A 22423-nucleotide genomic window follows, 5' to 3' on the forward strand; every position below is an offset into this window, starting at 1 on the left:
ACGGCGGGCTCAGCGAGAGAGCAGGTCGGCTACTCGCCAGGAGTTGGCCATGATGGACAGCACGGGATTGACGCCGCCGTTAGTGACGTGCAGCGAGGAGTCGGCCACATAGGTCCGCTCACAGCCCCACACCCGGCCCTCGGGATCGACCGCGCCTTCGGCGGGAGTGTGCGACATGCGGGCGGTGCCGGCTTGGTGCTGGCCGCCGGACAGGATTTGGAACCCCATCGAGCCCCCGGTTATGTCCCGGGCCCCGGTGGCGGCAATCCACTCCTTGGCCCGGTCGCCCAGGAACTCCGCGGTGTGCAGGTCCTCTTCGTGCTGCACGCCGAAGAAGCGGGCCACCGGCAGGCCCCAGCGATCCCGAACCTCAGCCGACAGGTCCAGACCCGCCGAGCGGGTGGGGATCTCCTGGATCGGGCCCATGACCATGATCGTCCGGCGATAGGTGTCGGTCAGGGCTTGGCGGGCTGAGGCTCCTGTCGGGCGCCCGTACTCGTCGACCTCGCCGGCGGCCTCCGCTGCCTTTTGGTGCTCGGGCCGAAACCAAGATCCCATAATCCAGTGCTGCACCGGCGATACCGCATTGTCGTCGGCGATCATGCCGCCGCCGACGATCCCATTGTTGTGGTGGCAGTGCTCTCGGGTGGCGATGGCCAGGCCAGGGCCGATGCCGTCTTTGACCGGCTCGTCGGCATCCACGTGGCCGTGGGCCAAAACGTAGGTGTGGCCTTGGAGGCACCGGCCTACCCAGTCGTTGCCCAGCCCGCTCAACAACAGCAGCCGGGCGGTCTCCACCGCCCCGGCGGCCAGCACGATCCGGTCGGCCCGCACCATCCGCTGGCCCTGCTCGGAGCGCAACTCGACTTTGCCCTGGACATCGTCGACTCGGGCCGCTTGGGTATCGCACAGAATGTGGGCACCGGCGGCCGCGGCTCGGGGGAGCAGGGCATTGTGGCTGCCGTTCTTGGCGTCCACCGGGCAGGGGTGGCCCACGCACTGGCTGCAATTGGCGCATCCGGGCCGCCCGCCGTAGGGCCGGGAGTTGATCAGCAGGGGGATGGGTGCCGCGGTCCAGCCCAGACGGGCCGCGGCCTCGGCCAGCATCTCACCGGAGCGGGCAGGCCGAAATGGAGGAAGCGGGTAGCCCCGGGATCGAGGTCCGTCGCCGGTGTGGCCCGACGCTCCCGCCACACCGACCTCCCACTCCACCAGGTCGTAGTAGGGCTCCAAGTCGTCGTAGGTGATGGGCCAGTCGGCCAGGGCCGAGCCGTCGGGTACGCCGTACTCGCTGGCCATGCGGAACGTCTCAGGGGCGAATCGCCAGGACTGGGCGGCGAAAAGGCGGGTGCCGCCCCCCAGCACAACGGCGTTGTTGTGGTAGCGGAAGTCGTGGGGTTCGAGGGCCTGCTCGCCGTCGCCTTCTTTGACGGCTCGGGGGTTTCCCACCGGGGTTACCCCCTCGCCGAACCCGAAGACGGCGGTGCGGTGGTTGCGCACCGGGTCCCAGCCGATTTCGGTGGATTTGAGGGCGCGGCCCCGCTCCACCACCAGCACCGAGCAGCCCGCCGCGGCCAGCACATGGGCGGCCACGCCGCCCCCCGCGCCGCTGCCCACGACGACGGCGTCGTAGTGATCTCGAACCTCGCCCCAGCCGATCACCGGCGGCACGGTGTCGACCAGCTCCGGCTCGCCCAAGGGGAACCGCTGGTAGTCCAACTCATCCCAGCACCCCGAGTCGGGATCGGTCAGCCAGCGCAGTGTGTCTCGGTCCATTCAACGGCCCAGGGTAGGGGAGAGCCACAGCCAACAGCGTGCGGTAGCGTGCCGCCGTGACTGTTCGATGGGGAATCGCCGGGCCGGGAGGCATCGCCGTTGGGTTTGCCAATGGGCTCCAGTTGTTGGATGACGCCGAGATATACGCCATTGGGTCGCGCTCAGCCGACCGGGCCCGGGATTTCGCCGCCCAGTACGGGGCCTCGGCCTCTTACGGCAGCTACGAGGAGCTGGCCGCTGATCCGGGGGTAGACGCCGTGTACGTGGCCACCCCCCAGTCCCGCCACGAACAGGACACGCTGATGTTCTTGGAGGCGGGCAAGCCGGTGTTGTGCGAGAAGCCGTTTGCCCTCAACCAGGCCCAGAGCCAGCGGATGATCGATGCGGCCCGGGAGCGGGGGCTGTTGCTGATGGAGGCCATGTGGAGCCGGTTCCTCCCCGCCTATCGGGTGCTGGCCGACCTGTTGGGTGAACAGGCCATCGGCCAGCCCCAGCTAGTGGAGGCCGACTTTGGATTCCACCAGCCGTTCGACCCCGACCACCGGCTGTACGACGCTGAGCGAGGCGGCGGGGGGATTCTCGATCTGGGGGTGTACCCGGTGCAGTTTGCCTCGCTGGTGCTGGGCACTCCGACCAGCGTGGCCGCCCAAGGGCGGATCGGCGAGACCGGGGTCGACGAGCAGGTGGCCGCTGTTCTGGGACACGCCGGCGGCGAGCTGGCGGTGGTGAAGGCGGCCATCGCCACCAACTTGGGCTGCACCGCCCGCATCGCCGGTACCGAGGGAACGATCGAGATTCCCGCGTTCATGCACTGCCCGGGGTCGCTCACGGTGGTGCGGGGGTTCGACCGCGAGGAGATCGACGGCTCCTGGGAAGGCGACGGGCTCCGATTCCAAGTGGAGGAGTTCCACCGCTGCCTGGCCGCCGGAGAGTTGGAGAGCCCGGTGATCTCCCACGCCGAGACGCTGTCGATCATGGGCACCCTCGACCAGATCCGCGAGCAGATCGGATTGCGCTTTCCGGGAGAGTAACGGGCTCTAGCGTTCGGTTGGCCCCTACTTGATGGCGATGGGGTTTAGCGGCGAGCCCACCGCGCCGGGGATGTTGAGCGGCGGTGCTACCAGCATGAACTCGTAGCGGCCGTCGGCGGCGCAGTCGGCGGCCAGTTCGTCAAGCACCCAGAACTCGCCCAGGGGGAGTCCCCGATCGACCAGCGCCCCGCAGTGAACGGGATGCTTGCGGTCGTCGGGGTCCTCGGGCACCAGCACCTCAACGCCAATGGTGTCGGAGGCCACCGCGGAGATGTCGTAGCGGTCGCACCAGTTGAGAGCGTCCACTCCGAAGCCCGGCGACCCGCCGAAGTACTCCTCCTGCTGGTCGGGGGTGAAGCTCGGGTCCCACAGCGCCATGTAGCCGGTGCGGATCAAGGCGATGTCGCCGGTCTCAACCGAGCTTCCCTGGTGCTCGACGCAGCGGTCCAGCATGGCCGAGTCGATCACGGTGGCCGATGCCAGCGGGTCGCGTTCCTCGGAGCGGGGCAAGTCCAACAGCACCGCTCGGCCTACGAAGCTCTCCCGGTGACTCTCGATGCCAAGTACCGATGCGCCTCCGAACGCAGTGACATTGCCGGCCCAGTAGCCGTTGTACATCGTGTCCCGGTAGATCACGTGGGAGAAGGCGTCCCACTGGGTGGAGCCCTGGAGGGGCATCTGGAACATGTCGTCGTTCCACTGGAAGTCGGGATCGGCCGCGCTATAGGGGGAGCCCACCACCTGGTCGGACCCCGCCATCAAGAACCAGTGCAGCGGTGCCGGTCGGGTGTGGAACCGGGGACCGTCGGCGTCGATGGGCAGGGCCAGGGAGAACACCTTGCCCGACTGCACCAGCGAAGCGGCCCGAATTCGCTGGTCGGGGCCGATGAGGTTCTGGGTGCCGCGCTGGTCGTCGTCGCCCCAGCGCCCCCAGTTGTTGGGCCCCTCGGGCACATAGCCGCCCACCACCTTGCCGTTGTCGTCCACGGTGTAGTCGGGCGGCGACCAGCTTGTGGCGTATTTGGCGTAGTCCTCTCGACCCATGTTTCCTCCTGGGTGGTTAGAGCTGAATGAGGCGGGGTGCGGTTCCCCGCGTTAGCAGGTCTTTTCCGATCTCTGTCGGGAGCGAGCTGGCCGAGCCGAACATCGTGTCGACCACCAGCATCCGCTTGAGCCATAAGTGGAAGCGGTGTTCGGCGGTGAAGCCCATTCCGGCCAGCACCTGTTGAGCGTGGGTCGCCGTAGTGAGGGCGGCTTGGCCGGCCAACGACTTGGCCAACCCGGCCAACAGGGGGTCGGGGTCGTGCAGGCACGCTTTGGCCACCGATGCCGCGCCCTCGATCTGCACCAGCGACTCGGCCAGCTTGTGGCGGATGGACTGGAACGACGCCACCGGGCGGCCGAACTGGACTCGGTCGAGGGCGTGCTGGCGGGCCTCGGCCAGCATCCAGCGGGCCCCGCCGATGAGCTGGTGGGCCAAGGCCACCCGGGCGGCGGCCACTGCGGCCTGCCAGCTGCCCTCGGCCTCCAATGGTGTTAGAAAGTGGGCCGCGACTCGGACCGACAAGTGGCGATAGGCGTGAGCGGGGTCGACTCCTGTCGCCCCCCTTCCTCGAAGAAATCCGGCTTCGAAGCTTGTCAGCTCTGATCCGTATTCACCATCCATGACCGTTACCACGGTGGCTGCCCGGTCTATCCGCGATGACACCAGCCCACTGACCTCTAGAGGTTCTTCCTGATTGAGAATTCTGGGTTCGCTTGATTGCGGGGCCGCAGGAATGGCGTGAATGAAGTCGGGAAACAACACGCAGACGTCAGGGGAGAAGGGCATTCCGAGAGCGTGGGCCACCACGTCGTCGAGCAGGGTGGCGGCCGAGCCGGTAGTGCCCAGCGCACTGAACGCCATCGCCGCTGCTGGTCCAGGGGCGGCGGCGAGAAGTTCACCCCAACCGAGGTCGTAGAGCGCCTGGTCGGCCTCGCTCGGACCCGGTGCGTCGGCCATGGCGGCCTCGAAACTGCCCGCCAGCAGCGCCATGTCGTCAGATTCGATGATCTCGCTCATGCCTCTGGCCCCAAATCGAGCAATCGCCGGGCGACGATATTCCGTTGAATCTCGGCAGTGCCCCCGTAGATGGAGGCCGCCTTGGAGTAGAGGTAGTCGGTGCGCCACTGAGCCGCGGTGAGTCCTTCGTCAAATTCGATCACGCCCGGCAGCAGATCCCGAGCGGCTTCGAACAGCTGTTGTTCGGCCGTTGTGATGAGGATCTTGTCGACCGACGTTTCCACGCCGAGCTGCTGGCCGGCGGCCAACTGGTGCTGGGTGTCGCGAGATCGGCTACGGAAAGCCACAATCGACTGGAACGCTTGGCCAAGCGCCCTGGCCGAAGCGGTGCTGTGGTCGCCGGAGGCGGCAACCTGGGTGATCAGATCCGAGCACCGCCGGTGCAGCAAGGCGCCCCGGTGCCAGAACGTGGTGGACCGCTCGTAGGGGAGGATGTCCATGGCCACCTGCCAGCCCCCGTTTTCCTCGCCGAGAAGTCGGTCGGCGGGCACGAACACGTCGTCGAAGTGAACCTCGGCGAAGTCCGTTCGGCCGTGCATGGTCTCGATCGGGCTGAAGGTGATGCCCGGAGAGTCCACATCCACCAAGAATGCGGTGATGCCCCGATGGGCGCTGTCCGGCTCACCGGTGCGAGTCAGCAGCACGCAGCGCTGGGAGTACTCGATGAAGCTGGTCCAGATCTTCTGGCCATTGACCTTCCAGCCGCCGTCAGCTTCGGTCGCCCGGCACGATAGAGAGGCCAAGTCGCTGCCCGCATCGGGCTCCGAGAACCCCTGACACCACATCTCGTCGCCCCGTATGAACGGCGGCACGAAACGGGCGGATATCTCGGGCCGGGCGAAGTCGATAACGGTGGGGGCCAGCACCTCGATCATGGTCCACGCATTGGGGTCGGCCAGATCGCGGAAGTTGATCTCCTCGCCGACGATGGCCCGCAACAGCGGAGAGCCTCCTAGCCCCCCTACCGACTCCGGCCATCCGTACCGGCCGAACCCGGCGTCGAATAGGGCCCGCTTGACGTGGGCATAGTGGGCCATGTGCTCGTCCATCGAGCCCGCGCCCTCATAGGGCGGGGTCAGATCATCGGTGTTGGCGTCGAGCCACGCCCCCAAGTCGCGGCGAAAGGTCTCAAGATCCATCGTTGTCGTCGTGCCTCAGGTTCCTCAGGTTATAGAGGCGGCTCTCGCACCATCTCCAGGTCGGCCGAGCCACTGTCGGGGACGCGGGGTTGCCGCCACGCCTCCACTGGAAACGAGGCCTCGCACAAGGAGAACGTCAGCAAGAGCAGGTTGCGGGCGTCGTCGGGCAGGTCGTCAAGGTCGAATGAGTCGCAGTGTTCGAGTATCTCGGACAGTCGAGGCATCATGGCGTCGTAGAATGCCTGCATATCGGCCATGGTCGAGTCGAGTCGCTTCTCGTAGCGCTCCCGCCAGGTGTCGAGGGCCCAGTCGGCGAACGGAGCCAGGTCGGCGAAGTCGGCGGGCAGCGCCGCCGCGGTGGTGTCGCTCATGGTCATCCCCCTCCGCCGTTGTCCGACGCCGGCATCCACGGGTAGCTGGCCGGGCGGCCCCCGGCATTGACTTGTTCTCGGACCGCGGCATGGTGGTGGCGGCAGAGGATCTCCTGGTCGTTGAGCATGAAGGTGTTCACCACCTCGCTCTCGATCATGGTTTGGGTGGCCTCCAGGGTGTTGGCGTCTTGGAAGGCGTACTCCTTGAAGGTGGAGAACGCGAACTCCTGGGCGGCCCGCTGGCTGGCGTTCTCAGGCGGCGCGAAGTTGAGGGTGGACTCGAACAGGTGCTTGCTAGGGCCGAGGGGCCAATAGGAGTAGGTGAGATACCAGCCCGTCTCCCAGAACAGGATCATGAAGTTGGGCCACAACACGAACGAGTCGATGCCCCACGCCCGGTGCTTGGACGGGTTGAGCAGCGGCGGGAGATCCTGATTGTCGTTGACGGCTGCGGGTTTGTCCCAGGGGCCGAACAGACCGCTACGCAGCAGGTTCTCGATCGGCTTGACCATGCTCGGGTCTTTGGGTGGCGACATGCCGCCCCACGACGACACCATGGAGTGGGGGCTGAACAGCTCGTAGTGGAGTCCCTCGAAGCCGAATCCGGCCAGCTTCTCGGCCTCCTCGGCGGCCGCCTGGCGCTGGTGCAGCACCGGGGCGTGGTAGAACTCCACGAAAGCGTCGATGAACAGCTTCCAGTTGCTGTCGATCTCCGAGCGCACCTCGTAGGTCTGGGTCATCTCGCCGAACGGGTAGCCGGCCAGACCCTCTGACAGCGGCGCCAGAGCCTCGGCGAGCGTTTGCTGGGGCTCAGGGTCGAGGTTGACGAAGATGAAGCCCTCCCACACGTCACAGGCCACCGGCACCAGGCCGAGAGAATCCTTGTCCACGTCGAAGAACTCCGACTCCTGCTGGATGAACACCAGCGAGCCGTCGAGGTCATAGCGCCAGCCGTGGTACTTGCAGGTGAGCTGGCGGCACACCCCGGAGGTCTCCTCGTTGGGAAAGTCGTCCCACACCAGCTTGTTTCCCCGGTGGCGGCACACGTTGTAGAAGGCCCGAACCGTGCCCTCCCGGTCTTTGACCACCAGGATGCTCCGCTTGGCCCAGGGGAACTCTCGGGTGAAGTAGCTGCCTGCCCGCCCCAGCCGCTCGACGCGACCCACACACAGCCACTCCTTCTTGAAGATGGCGTCGATCTCCTGCTGCCAATAATCGGGATCGTAGGAGTCCTTGTAGGAGACCGGACCGGTTCCCAGGCCGGGGTAGTGCTCGGTCCAGCTGCCCTCCGCTGGCTTGGGGAAATGGGGCATGAGTCCTCCCTAACGCTTGTAGACCTTGCCGTCCTTCATCACGAACTGCACCCGTTCGATCTCAGCGAGCGGGTCGCCGGGCATCCCGACAATGTCGGCCAGCATCCCCGGAGCGATGCGACCGAGGTCGGGAGCGTCGATGAGGTCGGCGCTGACCACCGTGGCGGCCCGGATGGCCTGAAGCGGGGTCATCCCCCGCCTCACCAAAACGACCAACTCCTCGGCGTTACGACCGTGCCAGATGGCGGGGGCGTCGCTGCCGGTGGCTATCTTGACCCCGGCCTCAATGGCCTTGGAGATGGTCTCGCGGGCTTGGGGGAATACCTCGGCCGCCTTGGCCTGGAGCTCCGGCGGTTGGTCGGACACGTCCCAGTTCTCGGTTAAGGCGGTGGTGCTCACCAGGAACGTGCCGGTGTCCACCATGAGCTGGATGGTGTCGTCGCTCATCAAAAAGCCGTGCTCGATGCAGTCGATGCCGGCCTCGATGGCCGAGCGGACGGCTTGGTCGCCGTGGCAGTGGGTGGCCACCTTGAGCCCTCGGCGGTGGGCCTCGTCGGCGATGGCGGCAAACTCCTGGTTGGAGTATTGCTGGGCCCCGGCTGGCCCGGTGTGCGACATAACCCCTCCCGAGCCGCAGCATTTGATCACTTGAGCGCCGTATTTGATCTGGTAGCGCACGGCCCGACGGATTTCGTCGATGCCGTCGGCCACCCCTTCTTCCACTGTTATGGGCAGCACGTCGGGGCCGAGGGCCTGGAACATGGTGGGGTCGAGATGCCCGCCAGTGGGGGTGATGGCGTGGCCCGCGGGCACGATTCGGGGGCCGTCCACCCAACCAGCGTCAATGGCCTCGCCCAGGGCGACATCCAGCAGGTAGCCGCCGGTTTTCACGAACAGGCCCAGGTTCCTCACGGTGGTGAAGCCGGCCCGCAGAGTGCGCCGGGCGTTGGCGGTGGCCCGCAGCGTCATCTTGGCCGGATTGGCCTGCACCGAGTCGTACAGGCCCGCCCCGGGACCGCCCATGAACAAGTTGACCTCCATGTCCATGAGGCCGGGCAGCAGGGTGAGCTCAGGAAGCTCGATCACCTCGTCGCAGTCGTCGGCAATGTGCTTGTCGGAACCGACTTCGGCGATCCGGTTGCCTTCTACCCGCACAAAGCCGGGCTCGATCACCTCGCCGGTGTCGATGTCGAGCACTCCTCGCCCATGCAGGGCGGTGGCCGTCGGATTGGGCATCGCTGGTCCTTTTCGAAGAAGCGGAATGTTGTTGCGATAATAGGGGAATCTCATTCCCAGCCTAACCTTGACCAAGTTTCCCGCACGGAGGCGGCCATGGCCTTTGCTCCCGAAGACCTGATACTCATCAGCGTCGACGATCACATCATCGAGCCTCCCGATCTCTTCGATGCCCACCTGCCAGGGCGCTACAAGGCCGACGCGCCCCGCATCGTGCGCCGCGACGATGGGGCCGATGTGTGGCAGTTCGGCGAGGTCGAGGTGCCCAACGTGGCCCTCAACGCAGTGGCCGGCCGTCCCAAGGAGGAATACGGGGTCGAGCCCCAGTCGCTGGAGGAGATCCGGCCGGGCTGTTTCATGGTTGACGAGAGGATCAAGGACATGAACGCCTGCGGGGTGCTGGCCTCGATGAACTTCCCGTCGTTTCCCGGATTTGCCGCCCGGCTGTTCGCAGTGGAAGACGAGGAGTTTGGCCTGGCTCTGGTGCGGGCCTACAACGACTGGCACATCGACGAGTGGTGCGGGGCCCATCCGGGGCGGTTCATCCCCATGGCGCTGCCGGTTATCTGGGACGCCGAGAAGTGCGCCGAGGAGGTGCGCCGGGTGGCCGACAAGGGCTGCCACTCGCTGTCGTTCACCGAGAACCCGGCCGCCCTGGGCTATCCGAGCTTCCACGACCGGTACTGGGACCCCCTGTGGGCGGCGGTGTGCGACACCGAAACGGTGCTGTCGATCCACTTGGGCTCATCGGGTCAGCTCAGCTTCCCGGCGCCCGACTCGCCCCCCGATGTGATGATCACCCTTCAGCCGATGAACATCCAGTCGGCCGCCGCCGACCTGTTGTGGTCCCGGGTGCTCAAGGAGTTCCCCGCCATCCGCATCGCCTTGTCGGAGGGGAGCACCGGATGGGTGCCGTATTTCCTGGAGCGGGTCGACCGCACCTACGACATGCACCACCGCTGGACTGGCCAGGATTTCGGCGGCCTGATGCCCAGCGACGTGTTCCGCCAGCACTTCCTAACCTGCTTCATCTCCGACCACACCGGGGTGTATCTGCGCAACCAGATCGGCATCGACAACATCAGCTGGGAGTGCGACTACCCCCACAGCGACTCGGCGTGGCCCAACGCCCCCGAAGAACTGGCGAAGCTGATGACCGAGGCCGGGGTAACCCAGGACGAGGCGGCCAAGATCACCCACGAGAATGCCATGCGGTGGTACTCGTTCGACCCCTTCAGCCATGTCCCCCTAGAGCAGGCCTCGGTGGGCGCTCTGCGGGCGGCTGTCGCCGACCACGACGTGAGCATCCGATCTATGAGCCGACGGGAGAAGCTGACCGCCGAGCAGGTCCAGGCTCGCTGGCAGAACATTGGCCAGGGCGCCCAGGGGACCGGCGCTCAACAGGCCAGCTGATGCCATGAAGGTCGACGAACTAGGCCGGGACACGATGTGGCGTGACCGGGCCATCGAGCGGTCGACCCGGGCGGCCCGAGACCGGGCGGCCAAGCGGGTCCAGCAGTTTCTCGATGCGGCCCGCGAGGTCATCGCGGCCAAGGCCTCGACGGAGTTCACCATTCAAGAGGTGGTCGACCAGTCGAAGCAGTCGGTGCGGAGCTTCTACCAGTACTTCGACAGTAAGCACGAGCTGCTGCTGGTTTTGTTCGAAGAGGAGATGGGCATCGCAGTGGCCCGAATCCGGGCGGCCACCGCTGATGGCGGTCCGCTCGATCGGCTGGAGCAGGTGGTGCTGATGGTGTACGACCTGTGCGCGCCGGGACGGGTGTCGGAGCAGCCGCTGTTTGCCGAGTTCGCCCAGCGGCTACTGGTCGACCACCCCGAGGAGGTGGTGGCGGCCTACTCGCCCCTATACGAATACGTGGCCGAGATCGTGGAGCAGGTCGGCGAAACCGGTCTCCTTCGGGAAGGCCGTCCGCGACGTCTCGCGGCGGTCGTCCTTCAGGCCGCCACTGTCACCGCGGGGCGAAGCACCGGTGTAGATCGGCCGATCACCGGCGAGGAAGTCTGGCGTTTCTGCCTCCACGCCGTCGTCCCGGATCACAAGCTGTCGTAGTCGACCACTGAATCGCAGTCGGGGACCGACTGGCAGGTGAGAATGTAACCGTCTTCCACCTCGTCGGGTTCCAGCGCCTCGTTGGCCCGCATGGTTACGTTGCCATCCTTGAGAAAAGCCATGCAGGTGGCGCAGTTGCCTGCCTCGCAGGAGAACGGCGGGCTCAGCCCGGCCCGCCGGGCCGATTCCAACACCGTGTCGCCCTCGACGTAGTCCATGGTGCGCCGCTTGCCCCGGAAGATGATGGTCAAGCTGATAGGACTGCTCACCGGCTCCAGCCTCAGCTAGTCGACGGCTCGGGGCGGTCGGGATCGTGGGGGCGGCCGGCGTCTCGGGCGCCGCTTCGCCGAAGGAAGGTCATCGAGCGGGTCGCCAGCCGCCAGCCCCTCTCGGTGCGACGGTAGGTGTCGTTGTAGTAGCCGATCCGCATTTGATGGTCCGTCTGGTCCACAAAGCACAGCGGCTGTGTGCCTGAGGCTTGGTCGCCATCTAGCTCGATCTCCGGAGGGCCCACCAAGAACAGGCCCTTGGGGGCGGCGGACACCAACCGGGGGAAGTCGGCCAGGGCGTACTCGTCGCCGAACGCGCGGTAAGTGCCGTCGGGGGTGAACACCTCCATAACGGTTTCGACGTCGTCTTTGGTCATGCCGACGGCGTAGCGGGCCAGCAATTGCTCGATCTCGATGATGTCGGCCATCCGCGCCTGGTCCATAGCTGCCTCTCAGAGGGGAACGATCTTCTCGTTTCCGGGGAACATGGTACTTTGCGGTCTTCTGACTGCCATCTAGCGGAAAGGCGTTTGCGAGGAGAAATGACATGACGGCATCGGCTCCTCCCACCCCCTACTACGACCCCTACGACTTCGAGATTGACAACGATCCCCACCCGGTGTGGAAGCAACTGCGCGACGAGTGCCCGCTGTACTACAACGACAAGCACGACTTCTGGGCGCTCAGCCGGTGGGACGACGTAGAGGCCGGTCTCAGGGACCACAACCGACTGATCTCCGGGCGGGGAACCGTTTTGGAGCTGATCAAATCCGGCGTGGATATGCCCCCGGGCATGATCTTGTTCGACGATTCACCCCGCCATGCGGTGTATCGCAGTCTGATGTCGCGGGTGTTCACCCCCAAGCAGATGAACGCCATCGAACCCCAGGTGCGGCGCTTCTGCACTGATGCGCTAGATGCCCTCGAGGGGGCCGAGAGATTCGATGTGATCGAAAAGCTAGGAGCGCCAGTGCCCATGCGGGCAATCGGCATGCTGCTCGGCATTCCCGAGTCGGATCAACAGGCCATTCGCGACCAGATCGACCGCGGGCAACGGCTTAATGCAGGCGAAATGTCGGTAGCACGCGCGGTCCAGACGATGGAAGATTCCGCGGCCGAGGGGAACTATGGCGAGTACATCGACTGGCGGATGGAGAATCCGTCCGACGATGTGATGACCCAGCTCATACACACCGAATTCGAGGATCACACCGGCGTTGTCCGCCGCCTCACCCGGGAGGAGATCCTCAGCTACATCGGCCTGTTGTCCGGGGCGGGCAACGAGACCACCACCAAGCTCATCGGGTGGACGATGCTGATGCTGGGGTTGTTGCCCGACCAGCGCCGGGAGGTCGCAGCCGACCCCGGGCTCGTCCCCAACACCATCGAGGAGTCGCTGCGCTACGAGGCGCCGTCACCGGTGCAGGCCCGCTACGTGAAGCAGGCCGTGGAGTACCACGGCATTACCGTGCCCGAAGGGAGCGCCATTTTGCTGCTCAACGGGTCGGCCAACCGCGACCACCGCAAGTGGGGCGACACCGCTGACGACTTCGACATCCACCGCGACATCGACCACCACCTGTCATTCGGCTATGGGCTGCACTTCTGCCTTGGCGCCGCATTGGCCCGCCTCGAGGGTCGGGTTGCGCTCGAAGAGATGCTCAAGCGCTTTCCCGATTGGACCGTCGACCTCGACCAATCCGAGCGGGCCCACACTTCCACGGTGCGGGGCTGGGACAAACTGACGCTGGTGATCGGCTGAGCGTCGCCGCTAGTTCAGCTCTGTTGCTGGGCGAGCTGGCTGGCCAGGGCGTAGACCCCCTGGTCGTAGGAGAACTCCACCATGTTGCCGTCGGGGTCGGCCAGCATGCAGATGTAGCCGATGGGGGGCGGCATGTCGGTGGGGGGCATGGCCAGACAGCCTCCGGCGCTGCCCTTGGCCGCGGTCTCCTCGACTGCCTCGCGGCTGGTCAGCTCGATGCCCAGGTGGGCGAAGGGGGCCAGCTTGGCCATGGGGGAGCCTTTGAACGGATCGGTCTCAGGGAAGAACTGGGCCAGCACTAGAATGAACGGCGAATCGGGGGAGTCGCCGTGGCCCAGCCAGGCCCCGTAGCCCATATCGTCTTCCCGCCGGTCCAAGAGCCGCATCGGGGTGTAGGTGGTGTACCAGTCGATGGTGGCGTCCATATCGGCCACCCGAAGGGCGATGTGAGTCCAGCGGGGGGCGGGGGGGTGAACTTCGTAGACGGGGTCGTGATCGGCCACGGCAGGCTTACTCGTCGGTCCAGCCGTCGGGGATCTGAGGATCGTCGCCGCCCTTGGTCCACAAGATGAGGGTGTTGCCCCACGGGTCTTTGAAGGCGGCGTTGAACCCGTTGAACTCGGCCCAATAGTGATCACGCCACAGCTCGGTGGCCCCCCGGGCCAAAGCCCGGTCCATGATGGCGTCGGAGTCATCGTCGTCGCTCACCAGAACCCAGATCCGCACAGTGCGGCCGTCTTGGGAAAGGCCGCGGGGCTCGACCCCGTCGGGGTCGGGGTGGGGGCGGGCGTTGGCCGCGTTGTGGATCCCCATGTGCAGGTTGCCGATCTCGCTCTGAGAGCCGTCGTCCAGCTGGAAGTTCTGGCCGGGGACGATCCGGTGGAACACGCCTGCGGGGCGGGGCTCCACCTCCCAGCCGAACACCTCGTGGTAGAAGACCGCCGATGCCTCGGGGTCGTCGGAGGGGAAGTCAACGAAGATGAGAGTGTTGGGGTAGGTCATCGCCTCTATTTCTAGTTGATGTTGTTGGCTACCGCATCGGCCAGCGGGAACGGGGACGGATGCCTGAGCGCTCGATTAGCCGCTGGGCCGCTTGGCGGGCCTCGGAGCGCAGCGATCCGGTGTCCACTGTTGTGCACTGACCGTCGGCAATCACGAGGCGGCCGCCTACCAGCACATCAGTCACCGATCCTCCGCCGCCGGCCCACACCAGCTGCAAGATCGGGTCGGGGCTGGGCGGCTGCCACTGGATGCCGGATCGGTCGATCAACACGATGTCGGCGGCCTTTCCCGCTTCCAAAGAGCCGATCCGGTCGGCCATGCCCACCGCCTCGGCCCCGGCGATGGTCAACAGCTCGAAGGCGTGGTGGGCGCCGAACTCGGTGGGATCGGCGGATGTGTCCTTGGCCAGTCCGGCGAACAGGGCCGCAGCCCGTAGGCCGTCGATGGCGTCACTGGCGTTCTCGGTGTCGCACCCGAGCGCCAGCCGCCCTCCTTGTCGCCACAATTCCAGGTGGGCGAGGCGCTTTGTCAGTCCCTGGCCCAGCCGCAGATAGGCCCACGGACATGAGGCCACCGCGGTGCCGGTTCGCACCAGGGCCTCCAGCTCGGCGTCGTCAATGTGAACGGCGTGCCCTACCAACACATTGGCATCGAGCACGCCCAAGCGGTCTAGGTGTACCAGCGGGCGGTGCCCGGTCCGCTCCAGATAGCTGGCAGCGTCGTTCGGGGTGGGGGAGATGTGGAAGCTCAGCCGCCGCCCGGAGGAGCGGGCCAGATCGGCGGCTGCCATCACCAAGTCGTCGGACATCAAGTCGTGGCCCACCAGCGTGACCGACGCCTCAACTAGGCCGCCGGGGGGATATCTCTCTATGAGATCCCGCTGGGCGTCGATCACCTCATTTACCGAGCCCGACTGGGGCAACCCGTCGGCATCCGAACCCCAGCGGGCCACGGCGCCCCGCACGCCCACTGCATCCATGGCTTGGGCCACCCGGTTGGGGTGGGCCACGGTGCCGGCGTCGATGGTGGTGGTGATGCCATTGGTCGCCGCCTCTATTAGCCCCAGCGTGGCGGCCAGTTCGTCGTCGTCGCCGGTGACGTGCTCATGGACGGGCACAATCCACTCGAAGATGGCCGCGCCTGGGGGCAGATCGTCGGGGATGGCCGAGGCCACCAGCCGGTCGGCGGTGAGGTGCTGATGGGCGTTGACGAAACCGGGCACCACCAACGAGTCAGCCGACCCCCGCTCGGGTGTATCCGGGTACTGAGCCCGAATGTCTTCGGCCTTGCCTACTGCGGCGATCTTCCCGTCGGCTACCGCCACTGCGCCGTCGGAGATGATGGCGCGCTCGGCGTCCATGGTCACGATGTCGCCGGTTATCACCCAGTCGGCCGCTGACACGTCAGTTGACGTTACCGGCGCAGTGTCCGGGAAACAGGAAAAGGGGGAGGGAGTATCATCGGCCCATGAGTGGAAATGGCGCTTCCAACCAGCTCGTCGGCCAGCCGGCGCTGGACCACCAGTGGTACCCCATTGCGCTCAGCGAAGAAATCGCTCCGGGCCCAGTCGGGATTCAGGTGCTGGGACGCCGCTATGTGCTGTGGCGCTCCGACGACGGATCGCTCACCGCCGCACCTGATCGCTGCCCCCACCGAGAGGCCCCTCTGTCGGAGGGACGCATGGTGGACGGCTGCATGGAATGCCCCTATCACGGATGGCGGTTCGGAGCCGGGGGCCGGTGCCAGTTGGTGCCGTCTTCGCCCCCCGGCACCCCGGTGCCGCCCAAGGCTCACTTGAACACTGTTGACATCGAGGAGCGCTATGGCCTGGTGTGGCTGTGTCCGGGCAAGCCCCTGGGCCGGATCCCCGAGATCCCCCAAGAGGACAACCCCGAGTTCCGGCGGCTGAATACGCCATTCCAGCACTGGGCGGTGTCGTCCACCCGGATCACCGACAACTTCATGGACTTCTCCCATTTCCCGTTCGTGCACACCGCCACCTTCGGGCTGGCCCAGGAGACGGTGATACCGCCCTTGGAGATGGGCGACCTGCCCGACGGCTACCGGGGCTACGTCTACGAGGTGAATGCCAACAACACCAGTGACGCGGGCCAGACCGTTACCGGCCAGGAAGACGACGTGCTGCACCGCCGGATGACTACCGGGTACGTGCTGCCGTTTTCGGTGCGCAGCACCATTGCCTACGAGTCGGGCCTTGAGCACATCTTGTTGCTGCTGACCACCCCGATGGACGACGTGAATTCGCTGTTCAACTTCGTGGTGTGGCGCAACGACGATTTCTCGGTGCCCGCCGATGAGATCATGAAGTTCGACCTGGCCATCGGCGCGGAAGACAAGGCCATGCTGGAAAAGCTCGAGGGCGTGCTCCCCATGGACCTCACCGCCACCGTCAGCGTCCAGTCCGACCGCCCCTCGGTGGAGTGGCGCCGCAGCCTGGCCGCACTGATGGCCGAAGGCGGCGCGGCCTAGCGGGCAAGGGGACGCAGAAACCTGCGCGGCATGCGAAGATGAGCATGTATATTGAGTGTTCGATATTGTTTGAAAGGGATTCAGAATTGTCAGCCAGGACTTTGCTTCAATGGCCGGCGACTGCACTGGCGAACCGCCGCGAACGCCGCGGAGCAAGGGCGAACGTTGAGCTTTTCACTCCGGACCCCCATGGGGATATCGCAGCGGGGCGGTATACCCGCTATCTCAACTCCGAGGAATTCTTGGCGTCATTTGAAGAGGACACGTGATCTCCGACAGTGCCGATCTATAACAAAACTGGATCGTTTCAACGCGGCAACAGGCATCTAAGCAGGCAGGACCAGAAGCGATTGCTTGCTGCCCTGAGACTCTTCATCAGCGGCTTGGAGGCGAGGGGTACTGGAACGGTCTCTAGAGCCCGATTCCGTCCCGCTTTAGAGGTCAAACATGTACTGGGTGAGCGAGGGGTGTGAGAGATGAAGTTGGACCCAGTTGGCTGGGCCACCTTCGCTTACGGAAGGAAGTCTTGCGAGTTCCAAATCGGCTTCCGCTTGAGCGGCCATAATCAAGAGACTAGGCGGAACTTGTGGAGACTTCTATGAAGGTGCCCGCAGCAAATCCAGAAGAAGAGGCAGATCCGACGGCCATAAGTAGCTCAGACCTGACGTTGCTTGAGTCAGCCTTTCCCGCCTTGGCTGTGTCGAAGGTCGTCGCTGCGGATCGGCGAAACCATGATCCGGCCTATGCAGCCCACCGGTGGTGGGCACGGCGTCCGCCTGCCGTAATTCGCTCAATACTGCTTGCCGCATCGCTACCGAGCGGAACAAGCCAAAGGGAATTCTGGCGCCTCTACGGCTCCGAAGAGCGACCCCTCACAGGGGTGTTTGCACATGATCCCTTCATGGGCGGAGGCTCGACCCTCATTGAGGCCGCCCGTCTCGGCGCGAGTGTCAGCGGTACCGATGTTGACGCGACCTCACGACAGATCGTCGCTCATGCGCTTGAACCGCCACAGGCGTACGAAGTGGCCGAGGCCGGCGAAGACCTATTGCGGTTCCTCCGACTGGCGTTCTCGCCCCTGTACCCCTCTGATGGGGGCGAGCCCTTGCACTACTTCTGGCTTCCGATTGTGACCTGTCCGCAATGTGAGACCAGCGGACCCCTCTATCGAAGTCTTGTCCTTGCTCGTGACGCTGAAAAACCTGGGGCCGTTGTACGGGACTTTGGTATGGCGGTCTTCGACCCGGAAACCTTGAAGGTGCATCACCTAGCGTCACCTGACCGCCGGATGCTGACAACGGCCAGTGGTCGGAGGGTGAGAATTGATGCAGGGACGTTCAGGTCACGCAAGTATGAATGCCCCACATGCGGCCGTCGGAGTAACCACCGCGAGCTTGGGACTGGCCAGGTGCCGCGATGCCTGCTTGCTGTGGAACGAACACCTCAATCCCGGAGACGATCGTTCGATTCACCGACGCACAATGATGTCGCCGCTATTGAGCTAGCTTCGCGGCAGCTAGAAGATCCTCCTGTCAAACTTGTGCTACCCGATGCTGAATTTGATCCGGAGCGGACTGACCCACGGCCGCGCAGCTATGGCATACATGCGGTCCGGGACCTCTTCACCGATCGACAGTTGCTTGTCCTAGGCGCAGCGCATGCGTGGCTAGAAACAGCCAAGTTAGACGCACCGGTTGACCGTGCATTGCGACTTGCCCTATCGAATTCGCTGATGACCAATAATCGACTGTGCTCATACGCGACGGACTACGGGCGTTTGTCGGCTCTGTTCTCAGTGAGGGGTTATTCGCTTCCTGCGATGAGTGTAGAACTGAATCCCCTCCACTCTCATGGTGGTCGCGGCACGCTCCAGCAGTGCATCAACCGAGTGGTTCGCTCCTCCTCTGCGGCAGTGCGGCGGTCTACCTGGAATCCTGAGGAGAGTGCCGTAAACGCCAAGGGGTTCGCGTTTGAGCGGGCGAGCCAGGTGGGTGATCTGGGCTGTTCCTCAGCCGCCGACTACATGCCTACGTCCCCTGTTGACCTCCTTGTATTTGACCCGCCCTACTACGACTACATCGTGTATGACGAGCTTTCTGAGCTCTTCCGCAGCTGGAACCCAAAGCTCTCGCTGGGTGGTCAGTCTCTTCAGTCCTGTGCCGACGGAAATGCCGAGGGGTTCGGAACGCGCCTAGCGGATTGCCTTCGCCCGGCCTTGCGTGCCCGTTCAGTCGGGCGCCCCATTGCATTCACGTATCACTCAAGCAATCCATTGGCATGGCACGCGATCGGCATTGCGCTCGATGAGGCCAAGTTACGCGTTACCGCTATGTGGCCCGTGCGCAGTGACGGCCATATGGGACACCACAGCCATCCTGGAAACTGTGAGTGGGACGTGGTGGTTGTCTGTCGGCCAATTGATGAGACCCAGGCCGCTCCGATGCAAGATGTTCGCGGCTCATGGGACAGCCTTGTCGGCGATCTACCCGTGAGCGCAGCAGACAGCCACAATTTTGAAGAGGCGCTCTCTATGGCATCACCACGGTTCGGTTGTCCGACCGTGCAAGGAGGACCGCATGGATGTTGAAGAACGCATTATCGCCATCGCAGAGGCACCAGCAACTGGTTCCACAGCGCGCCTATGGGTCCTTGGCCAGTGGAAAGACGAGGCGATTAAGAGGGTGCCGGTGGCTGCTCTTGTCCTCAACATCGACAACCGTCGATTCGCCGCAGAGCGGAAACTGTTCGAAGAAAAGCTGGGACACAACCTTGACCCTGAGAACAATGAAGACGATGCCTCGAGCGTCGAGGCGATCCTTCTTGACCGGAATCTCCAAGTCGATGGTGGCCGCGTTGTCGGAACTGAGGGTAAGGACTACATCGCTCTCCGGCAGGATTGGCAGAGGCGACAGCAAGAGTCTCCGTTTTGGATCCGACCGGACGGAACGGTACGCAATGGCAACAGGCGACTGGCCATGCTCCGAAGACTTGGGCGCGAAGAAGGAGCAAGCGGTTACGAGCACATCGACGCCGTCATCTTGGACACGTCATCCGTAAACGAGATCGCAATGTTCGAGATGGAGCAGCGCGAGCAGCTCACCGAGGACTACAAGGTTCGATACACCGACATCAACCTGCTCTTAGCCATCAAGGATGCAGCCGATGATCTCGAAATCGACTGGTATGACGACGAGAGCATCGTGACAGTGGCAGGCAAATTGCAGCACGTCATGCGCGACAGCAAGAACTACGCCATCGTCCAGCTCTATGCGATCAAGTACATGGACGAGTACTTGACAGACCTTGATCAGCAGGGCCAATACGACAAGCTCATGGGACAGATCGAACGCTTCCGGGATGTTGGCAGGACGATGCGGCAAGTGGAAGCCGAGGATCCTGATCGCGCTGCTCCGATGCTCGGTGTGATGTTTGCTGCCGTCAACTCAAGTATGACGCACCTCAAGATCCGTGAGGTCCGTAGGCTCTATAGGGACGACGTGGACGCCTTTGATCGCCTGGCCGCTGCAATCGACGACGCCGAGGGTGAGTGGGTTCAGCCGACTACGGAAGACCCACTTGGTTACCCGGAGGTGGTCGACGAGGAGCCAGTGGACGAAGAAGACGACGAAAGCGACGAGCCGCCGGGACCGGTCGTCACCAACTATCCCAAGGAGGAAGTGCGCGAGGCCTTTGTGGACGCCCTCGACAGCCACCAAGCATCGCAGAACGAGGACCTAGTGGAGGTCGTGAAAGAAATCAACCGCCGCCTCCTCGCGCTCTCCCAGCGAAGCGAGCTCAGCCGGGAGCTTGCAGACAACGCCGATCTTCGCGCTGCTGTCGACACAATGCTCGGCTGGTTTGACGCGAACCACGAACTCCTCCGGTGACGGGCCAAGTTCACATCGATATCGAAGAGAGCGACGCCTCTGCGATTCTTGTCACAGGAGACGACGCTCTCCACACACGCCACATGCGTCGTTTTTTCAGGACGATTCTTGGTGCGGAGGAGATGGAGCGCGGCTGGCGTGTCCCCATACGTCGGGCTCGACGCCAAGATGTGATCCTCCGGATCAACAACTACCTGGTCGCGGCACACTTGTCAGTGGTTCGCGGCGTGATGGCTGACCGCCATCTTGAGCTGGCACTGGAACGTCAGCGAGGCCTCGTCCGGTCTCGAGAAGAAGCCATAGCATGGCGAGAAGGCCACGGTTCACTCGCGGACCAGGCCATTGCGGACAATCTCACTGCACTTGGATGGCGACGCGAACGCGAGCTATTCCCGCACCAGTTGCGCAACGTCGGCCATGCTCTGGCTGCCACGAACCACGCAAATTTCTCTGTACCAGGAGCCGGCAAAACGGCCACCGCGCTGGCCGTGGCCGCAACCCACTTTGTGGCAACGACCGTGGATGCGATCATCGTCGTCGGGCCACTGGCTTCATTTGAGCCATGGGAGTCGGAGACGACCGCAGCACTGGGCGACCTCTTTATGACCAAGAGAGTTCGTGGGACTGCTTCACAGCGTCGCGCCCTGTATGGACAGGCTCGTCGCGGAAATCTCCTCCTGATGAGCTATGCATCGGCTGCCGCAGACCGCCCCGCACTGAACGATCTCTGCGAGTCGCTAAATGTAATGCTCATCGTGGACGAGTCTCACCGAGTCAAGCGTTTCCGAGGTGGGTATTGGGCGCCAGCGCTGGCGGAAATCGCCGAGCTGGCGAAAGTGCGCATGATCCTCTCGGGCACTCCGATGCCGAACAGCCCCCGAGATCTCTACAGCCAGCTCACAATCCTCTGGCCTGGCGGACTCCTGACGGGCACCCGCGATCAGTTTGCGGCGAAAGCGGAACGGTCATTTGATTCCGTCTTGCGCGAAATCGGACCATTCACTATCCGAACCGCCAAGAGTGAACTCGGGCTCCGGCCATACAAGGTGGAGCGTCACGAAGCGGAACTGACTGGGACGCAAGCCGAGATCTATGAGCTCATCAGGAATCGACTCAGGGGTGCCGTCGACATGGCTGGAACGTGGGAGGACAAGATTGATGCACTTCGTCGAGCCCGACCTATTCGGCTGCTCCAGGCTGCAACAAATCCCGACCTGCTCAACCACCCCGACGAAGTCCACCACCTGCCAGCGCTGCCAGACACTAACCCAACGCTGCTGGAACGGCTCTCACACTTCTCGACAACTGAAACGCCGGCAAAGTGGACGGAAGCCAAGCGACTATTGGAGGAAATCACGGGAGCTGGTGAGAAAGTCGTCGTCTGGAGCAACTTCGTTCGCAATCTTGACTTTGTTTCGCAGCAAGTCCGCAATGAGCTGAGGCTTGCTGTCTTCCAAGTCGACGGGCGGGTCCCAACCGGCGACGAACCAATACACGACACCACAAAGACTCGTCCGCTCGCTAGCGACACGAGAGAGACCCGTATCGAGCGGTTCCTAAACCACAGCGGCCCAGCGGTATTGGTCACAAATCCTGCGACGAGTTCCGAATCTATCTCCCTCCATCGGGCCTGCCACCACGCGGTGTATCTCGATCGAACCTACGACGCAGCTCTCTTCTTGCAGTCCATAGATCGCATTCACCGCCTTGGACTTGATCCAAGGACTGAAGTGACTGTCCATATCCTCCAGGCGACACTCGCTGGGTCAGAGACGATTGACCACCTCGTAAACGCATCGCTTCGAGGCAAGCAAGCCGACATGGAGCTTTTGCTCGAAGGGGCGGAAATTCATCCGCTTCACCAGGATTCGGCCCAACCGGAAGGTGATGTTGCCGACATCGAGGCGCTTCTTCGATTTCTGATTGGTGAGGAAGTCGAGTCAGGACTGTGAGGCTTGAACCTGATTGGTTTACTCCACCGCGCCTGCGACGGGCGCAACGCATAATCGAGCTG

Annotated in this window: 19 protein-coding genes; 7 read left to right on the top strand and 12 right to left on the bottom strand. The window is 64.1% G+C overall.

The features are described 5' to 3' along the window. Positions 1-9: 9 nt before the first annotated feature. Positions 10-1776, bottom strand: a complete 1767-nt coding sequence (locus ACOGXH_RS04475; protein WP_419927919.1) for a GMC oxidoreductase — start codon at positions 1774-1776, stop codon at positions 10-12. A gap of 56 nt (positions 1777-1832) precedes the next feature. Here ACOGXH_RS04475 and ACOGXH_RS04480 point away from each other — a divergent pair, with 56 nt between their 5' ends. After that, positions 1833-2807: a Gfo/Idh/MocA family protein gene (locus ACOGXH_RS04480; protein ID WP_419927920.1), complete on the top strand. Its 975-nt coding sequence runs from the start codon at positions 1833-1835 to the stop codon at positions 2805-2807. A gap of 24 nt (positions 2808-2831) precedes the next feature. On the opposite strand, the gene ACOGXH_RS04485 is transcribed toward ACOGXH_RS04480, so the two are convergent. The 6 genes from ACOGXH_RS04485 to ACOGXH_RS04510 are packed head-to-tail and all read right to left on the bottom strand — an operon-like array spanning position 2832 to position 8928. Next, the gene (locus ACOGXH_RS04485) at positions 2832-3851 is read right to left on the bottom strand and encodes a cyclase family protein (protein ID WP_419927921.1); all 1020 of its coding nucleotides are present in this window, start codon (positions 3849-3851) and stop codon (positions 2832-2834) included. Between the two features lie 16 nt (positions 3852-3867). After that, on the bottom strand, positions 3868-4869 hold the full coding sequence (locus tag ACOGXH_RS04490; RefSeq protein WP_419927922.1) for an acyl-CoA dehydrogenase family protein: 1002 nt from the start codon (positions 4867-4869) through the stop codon (positions 3868-3870). Then, positions 4866-6008, bottom strand: a complete 1143-nt coding sequence (locus ACOGXH_RS04495; protein WP_419927923.1) for an acyl-CoA dehydrogenase family protein — start codon at positions 6006-6008, stop codon at positions 4866-4868. Before ACOGXH_RS04495 ends, ACOGXH_RS04490 begins: the two co-directional genes overlap by 4 nt. 29 nt (positions 6009-6037) lie before the next feature. Continuing rightward, positions 6038-6379 carry a hypothetical protein gene (locus ACOGXH_RS04500; RefSeq protein WP_419927924.1) on the bottom strand — a complete coding sequence of 114 codons (342 nt, stop codon included), beginning with the start codon at positions 6377-6379 and terminating at the stop codon, positions 6038-6040. A gap of 2 nt (positions 6380-6381) precedes the next feature. Beyond that, positions 6382-7692 (bottom strand): aromatic ring-hydroxylating oxygenase subunit alpha, encoded by a 1311-nt coding sequence (locus ACOGXH_RS04505; protein WP_419927925.1) that lies wholly within the window; start codon positions 7690-7692, stop codon positions 6382-6384. Between the two features lie 9 nt (positions 7693-7701). Beyond that, on the bottom strand, positions 7702-8928 hold the full coding sequence (locus ACOGXH_RS04510) for an amidohydrolase family protein (RefSeq protein ID WP_419927926.1): 1227 nt from the start codon (positions 8926-8928) through the stop codon (positions 7702-7704). A 96-nt stretch (positions 8929-9024) separates the two neighbouring features. Between ACOGXH_RS04510 and ACOGXH_RS04515 the strand changes: the two genes are divergently transcribed. Further along, positions 9025-10341: an amidohydrolase family protein gene (locus ACOGXH_RS04515; protein ID WP_419927927.1), complete on the top strand. Its 1317-nt coding sequence runs from the start codon at positions 9025-9027 to the stop codon at positions 10339-10341. A 4-nt stretch (positions 10342-10345) separates the two neighbouring features. Then, positions 10346-10999 carry a TetR/AcrR family transcriptional regulator gene (locus ACOGXH_RS04520; protein ID WP_419927928.1) on the top strand — a complete coding sequence of 218 codons (654 nt, stop codon included), beginning with the start codon at positions 10346-10348 and terminating at the stop codon, positions 10997-10999. Here ACOGXH_RS04520 and ACOGXH_RS04525 read toward each other — a convergent pair. After that, on the bottom strand, positions 10984-11268 hold the full coding sequence (locus ACOGXH_RS04525) for a 2Fe-2S iron-sulfur cluster-binding protein (RefSeq protein WP_419927929.1): 285 nt from the start codon (positions 11266-11268) through the stop codon (positions 10984-10986). The genes ACOGXH_RS04520 and ACOGXH_RS04525 overlap by 16 nt on opposite strands. Before the next feature lie 11 nt (positions 11269-11279). Beyond that, entirely contained in the window at positions 11280-11711 is a 432-nt protein-coding gene (locus tag ACOGXH_RS04530) for a nuclear transport factor 2 family protein (RefSeq protein ID WP_419927930.1), read from the bottom strand. Positions 11712-11815: 104 nt separating this feature from the next. Between ACOGXH_RS04530 and ACOGXH_RS04535 the strand changes: the two genes are divergently transcribed. Further along, complete coding sequence (locus tag ACOGXH_RS04535; RefSeq protein ID WP_419927931.1) at positions 11816-13030, top strand: cytochrome P450; 1215 nt, start codon at positions 11816-11818, stop codon at positions 13028-13030. 14 nt (positions 13031-13044) lie between these two features. Here ACOGXH_RS04535 and ACOGXH_RS04540 read toward each other — a convergent pair whose 3' ends face one another. From ACOGXH_RS04540 to ACOGXH_RS04550, 3 genes are read right to left on the bottom strand one after another with little or no spacing between them, the layout of a single operon-like run. After that, positions 13045-13533 carry a VOC family protein gene (locus ACOGXH_RS04540; protein ID WP_419927932.1) on the bottom strand — a complete coding sequence of 163 codons (489 nt, stop codon included), beginning with the start codon at positions 13531-13533 and terminating at the stop codon, positions 13045-13047. A 7-nt stretch (positions 13534-13540) separates the two neighbouring features. Next, positions 13541-14032 (bottom strand): VOC family protein, encoded by a 492-nt coding sequence (locus ACOGXH_RS04545; RefSeq protein ID WP_419927933.1) that lies wholly within the window; start codon positions 14030-14032, stop codon positions 13541-13543. A 28-nt stretch (positions 14033-14060) separates the two neighbouring features. Further along, positions 14061-15434: an amidohydrolase family protein gene (locus ACOGXH_RS04550; protein ID WP_419927934.1), complete on the bottom strand. Its 1374-nt coding sequence runs from the start codon at positions 15432-15434 to the stop codon at positions 14061-14063. A 65-nt stretch (positions 15435-15499) separates the two neighbouring features. Here ACOGXH_RS04550 and ACOGXH_RS04555 point away from each other — a divergent pair, with 65 nt between their 5' ends. The 3 genes from ACOGXH_RS04555 to ACOGXH_RS04565 all read left to right on the top strand — a co-directional run bounded on the left by ACOGXH_RS04555 (position 15500) and on the right by ACOGXH_RS04565 (position 22361). After that, on the top strand, positions 15500-16522 hold the full coding sequence (locus tag ACOGXH_RS04555) for a Rieske 2Fe-2S domain-containing protein (protein ID WP_419927935.1): 1023 nt from the start codon (positions 15500-15502) through the stop codon (positions 16520-16522). 2576 nt (positions 16523-19098) lie between these two features. After that, positions 19099-20409 (top strand): hypothetical protein, encoded by a 1311-nt coding sequence (locus ACOGXH_RS04560; RefSeq protein ID WP_419927936.1) that lies wholly within the window; start codon positions 19099-19101, stop codon positions 20407-20409. Next, complete coding sequence (locus ACOGXH_RS04565; RefSeq protein ID WP_419927937.1) at positions 20406-22361, top strand: SNF2-related protein; 1956 nt, start codon at positions 20406-20408, stop codon at positions 22359-22361. Before ACOGXH_RS04560 ends, ACOGXH_RS04565 begins: the two co-directional genes overlap by 4 nt. Positions 22362-22423 lie beyond the last annotated feature (62 nt).

The organism is Candidatus Poriferisocius sp., assembly GCF_965208355.1.
Classification (GTDB): domain Bacteria; phylum Actinomycetota; class Acidimicrobiia; order Acidimicrobiales; family Bin134; genus Poriferisocius.

What these genes read in the sequence shown, in the direction of transcription:
- ACOGXH_RS04475 (WP_419927919.1), bottom strand. Translation starts at nt 1,776, where the DNA reads ATGGACCGAGACACACTGCGCTGGCTGACCGATCCCGACTCGGGGTGC.
- ACOGXH_RS04485 (WP_419927921.1), bottom strand. Translation starts at nt 3,851, where the DNA reads ATGGGTCGAGAGGACTACGCCAAATACGCCACAAGCTGGTCGCCGCCC.
- ACOGXH_RS04490 (WP_419927922.1), bottom strand. Translation starts at nt 4,869, where the DNA reads ATGAGCGAGATCATCGAATCTGACGACATGGCGCTGCTGGCGGGCAGT.
- ACOGXH_RS04495 (WP_419927923.1), bottom strand. Translation starts at nt 6,008, where the DNA reads ATGGATCTTGAGACCTTTCGCCGCGACTTGGGGGCGTGGCTCGACGCC.
- ACOGXH_RS04500 (WP_419927924.1), bottom strand. Translation starts at nt 6,379, where the DNA reads ATGAGCGACACCACCGCGGCGGCGCTGCCCGCCGACTTCGCCGACCTG.
- ACOGXH_RS04505 (WP_419927925.1), bottom strand. Translation starts at nt 7,692, where the DNA reads ATGCCCCATTTCCCCAAGCCAGCGGAGGGCAGCTGGACCGAGCACTAC.
- ACOGXH_RS04510 (WP_419927926.1), bottom strand. Translation starts at nt 8,928, where the DNA reads ATGCCCAATCCGACGGCCACCGCCCTGCATGGGCGAGGAGTGCTCGAC.
- ACOGXH_RS04515 (WP_419927927.1), top strand. Translation starts at nt 9,025, where the DNA reads ATGGCCTTTGCTCCCGAAGACCTGATACTCATCAGCGTCGACGATCAC.
- ACOGXH_RS04520 (WP_419927928.1), top strand. Translation starts at nt 10,346, where the DNA reads ATGAAGGTCGACGAACTAGGCCGGGACACGATGTGGCGTGACCGGGCC.
- ACOGXH_RS04530 (WP_419927930.1), bottom strand. Translation starts at nt 11,711, where the DNA reads ATGGACCAGGCGCGGATGGCCGACATCATCGAGATCGAGCAATTGCTG.
- ACOGXH_RS04535 (WP_419927931.1), top strand. Translation starts at nt 11,816, where the DNA reads ATGACGGCATCGGCTCCTCCCACCCCCTACTACGACCCCTACGACTTC.
- ACOGXH_RS04545 (WP_419927933.1), bottom strand. Translation starts at nt 14,032, where the DNA reads ATGACCTACCCCAACACTCTCATCTTCGTTGACTTCCCCTCCGACGAC.
- ACOGXH_RS04555 (WP_419927935.1), top strand. Translation starts at nt 15,500, where the DNA reads ATGAGTGGAAATGGCGCTTCCAACCAGCTCGTCGGCCAGCCGGCGCTG.
- ACOGXH_RS04560 (WP_419927936.1), top strand. Translation starts at nt 19,099, where the DNA reads ATGGATGTTGAAGAACGCATTATCGCCATCGCAGAGGCACCAGCAACT.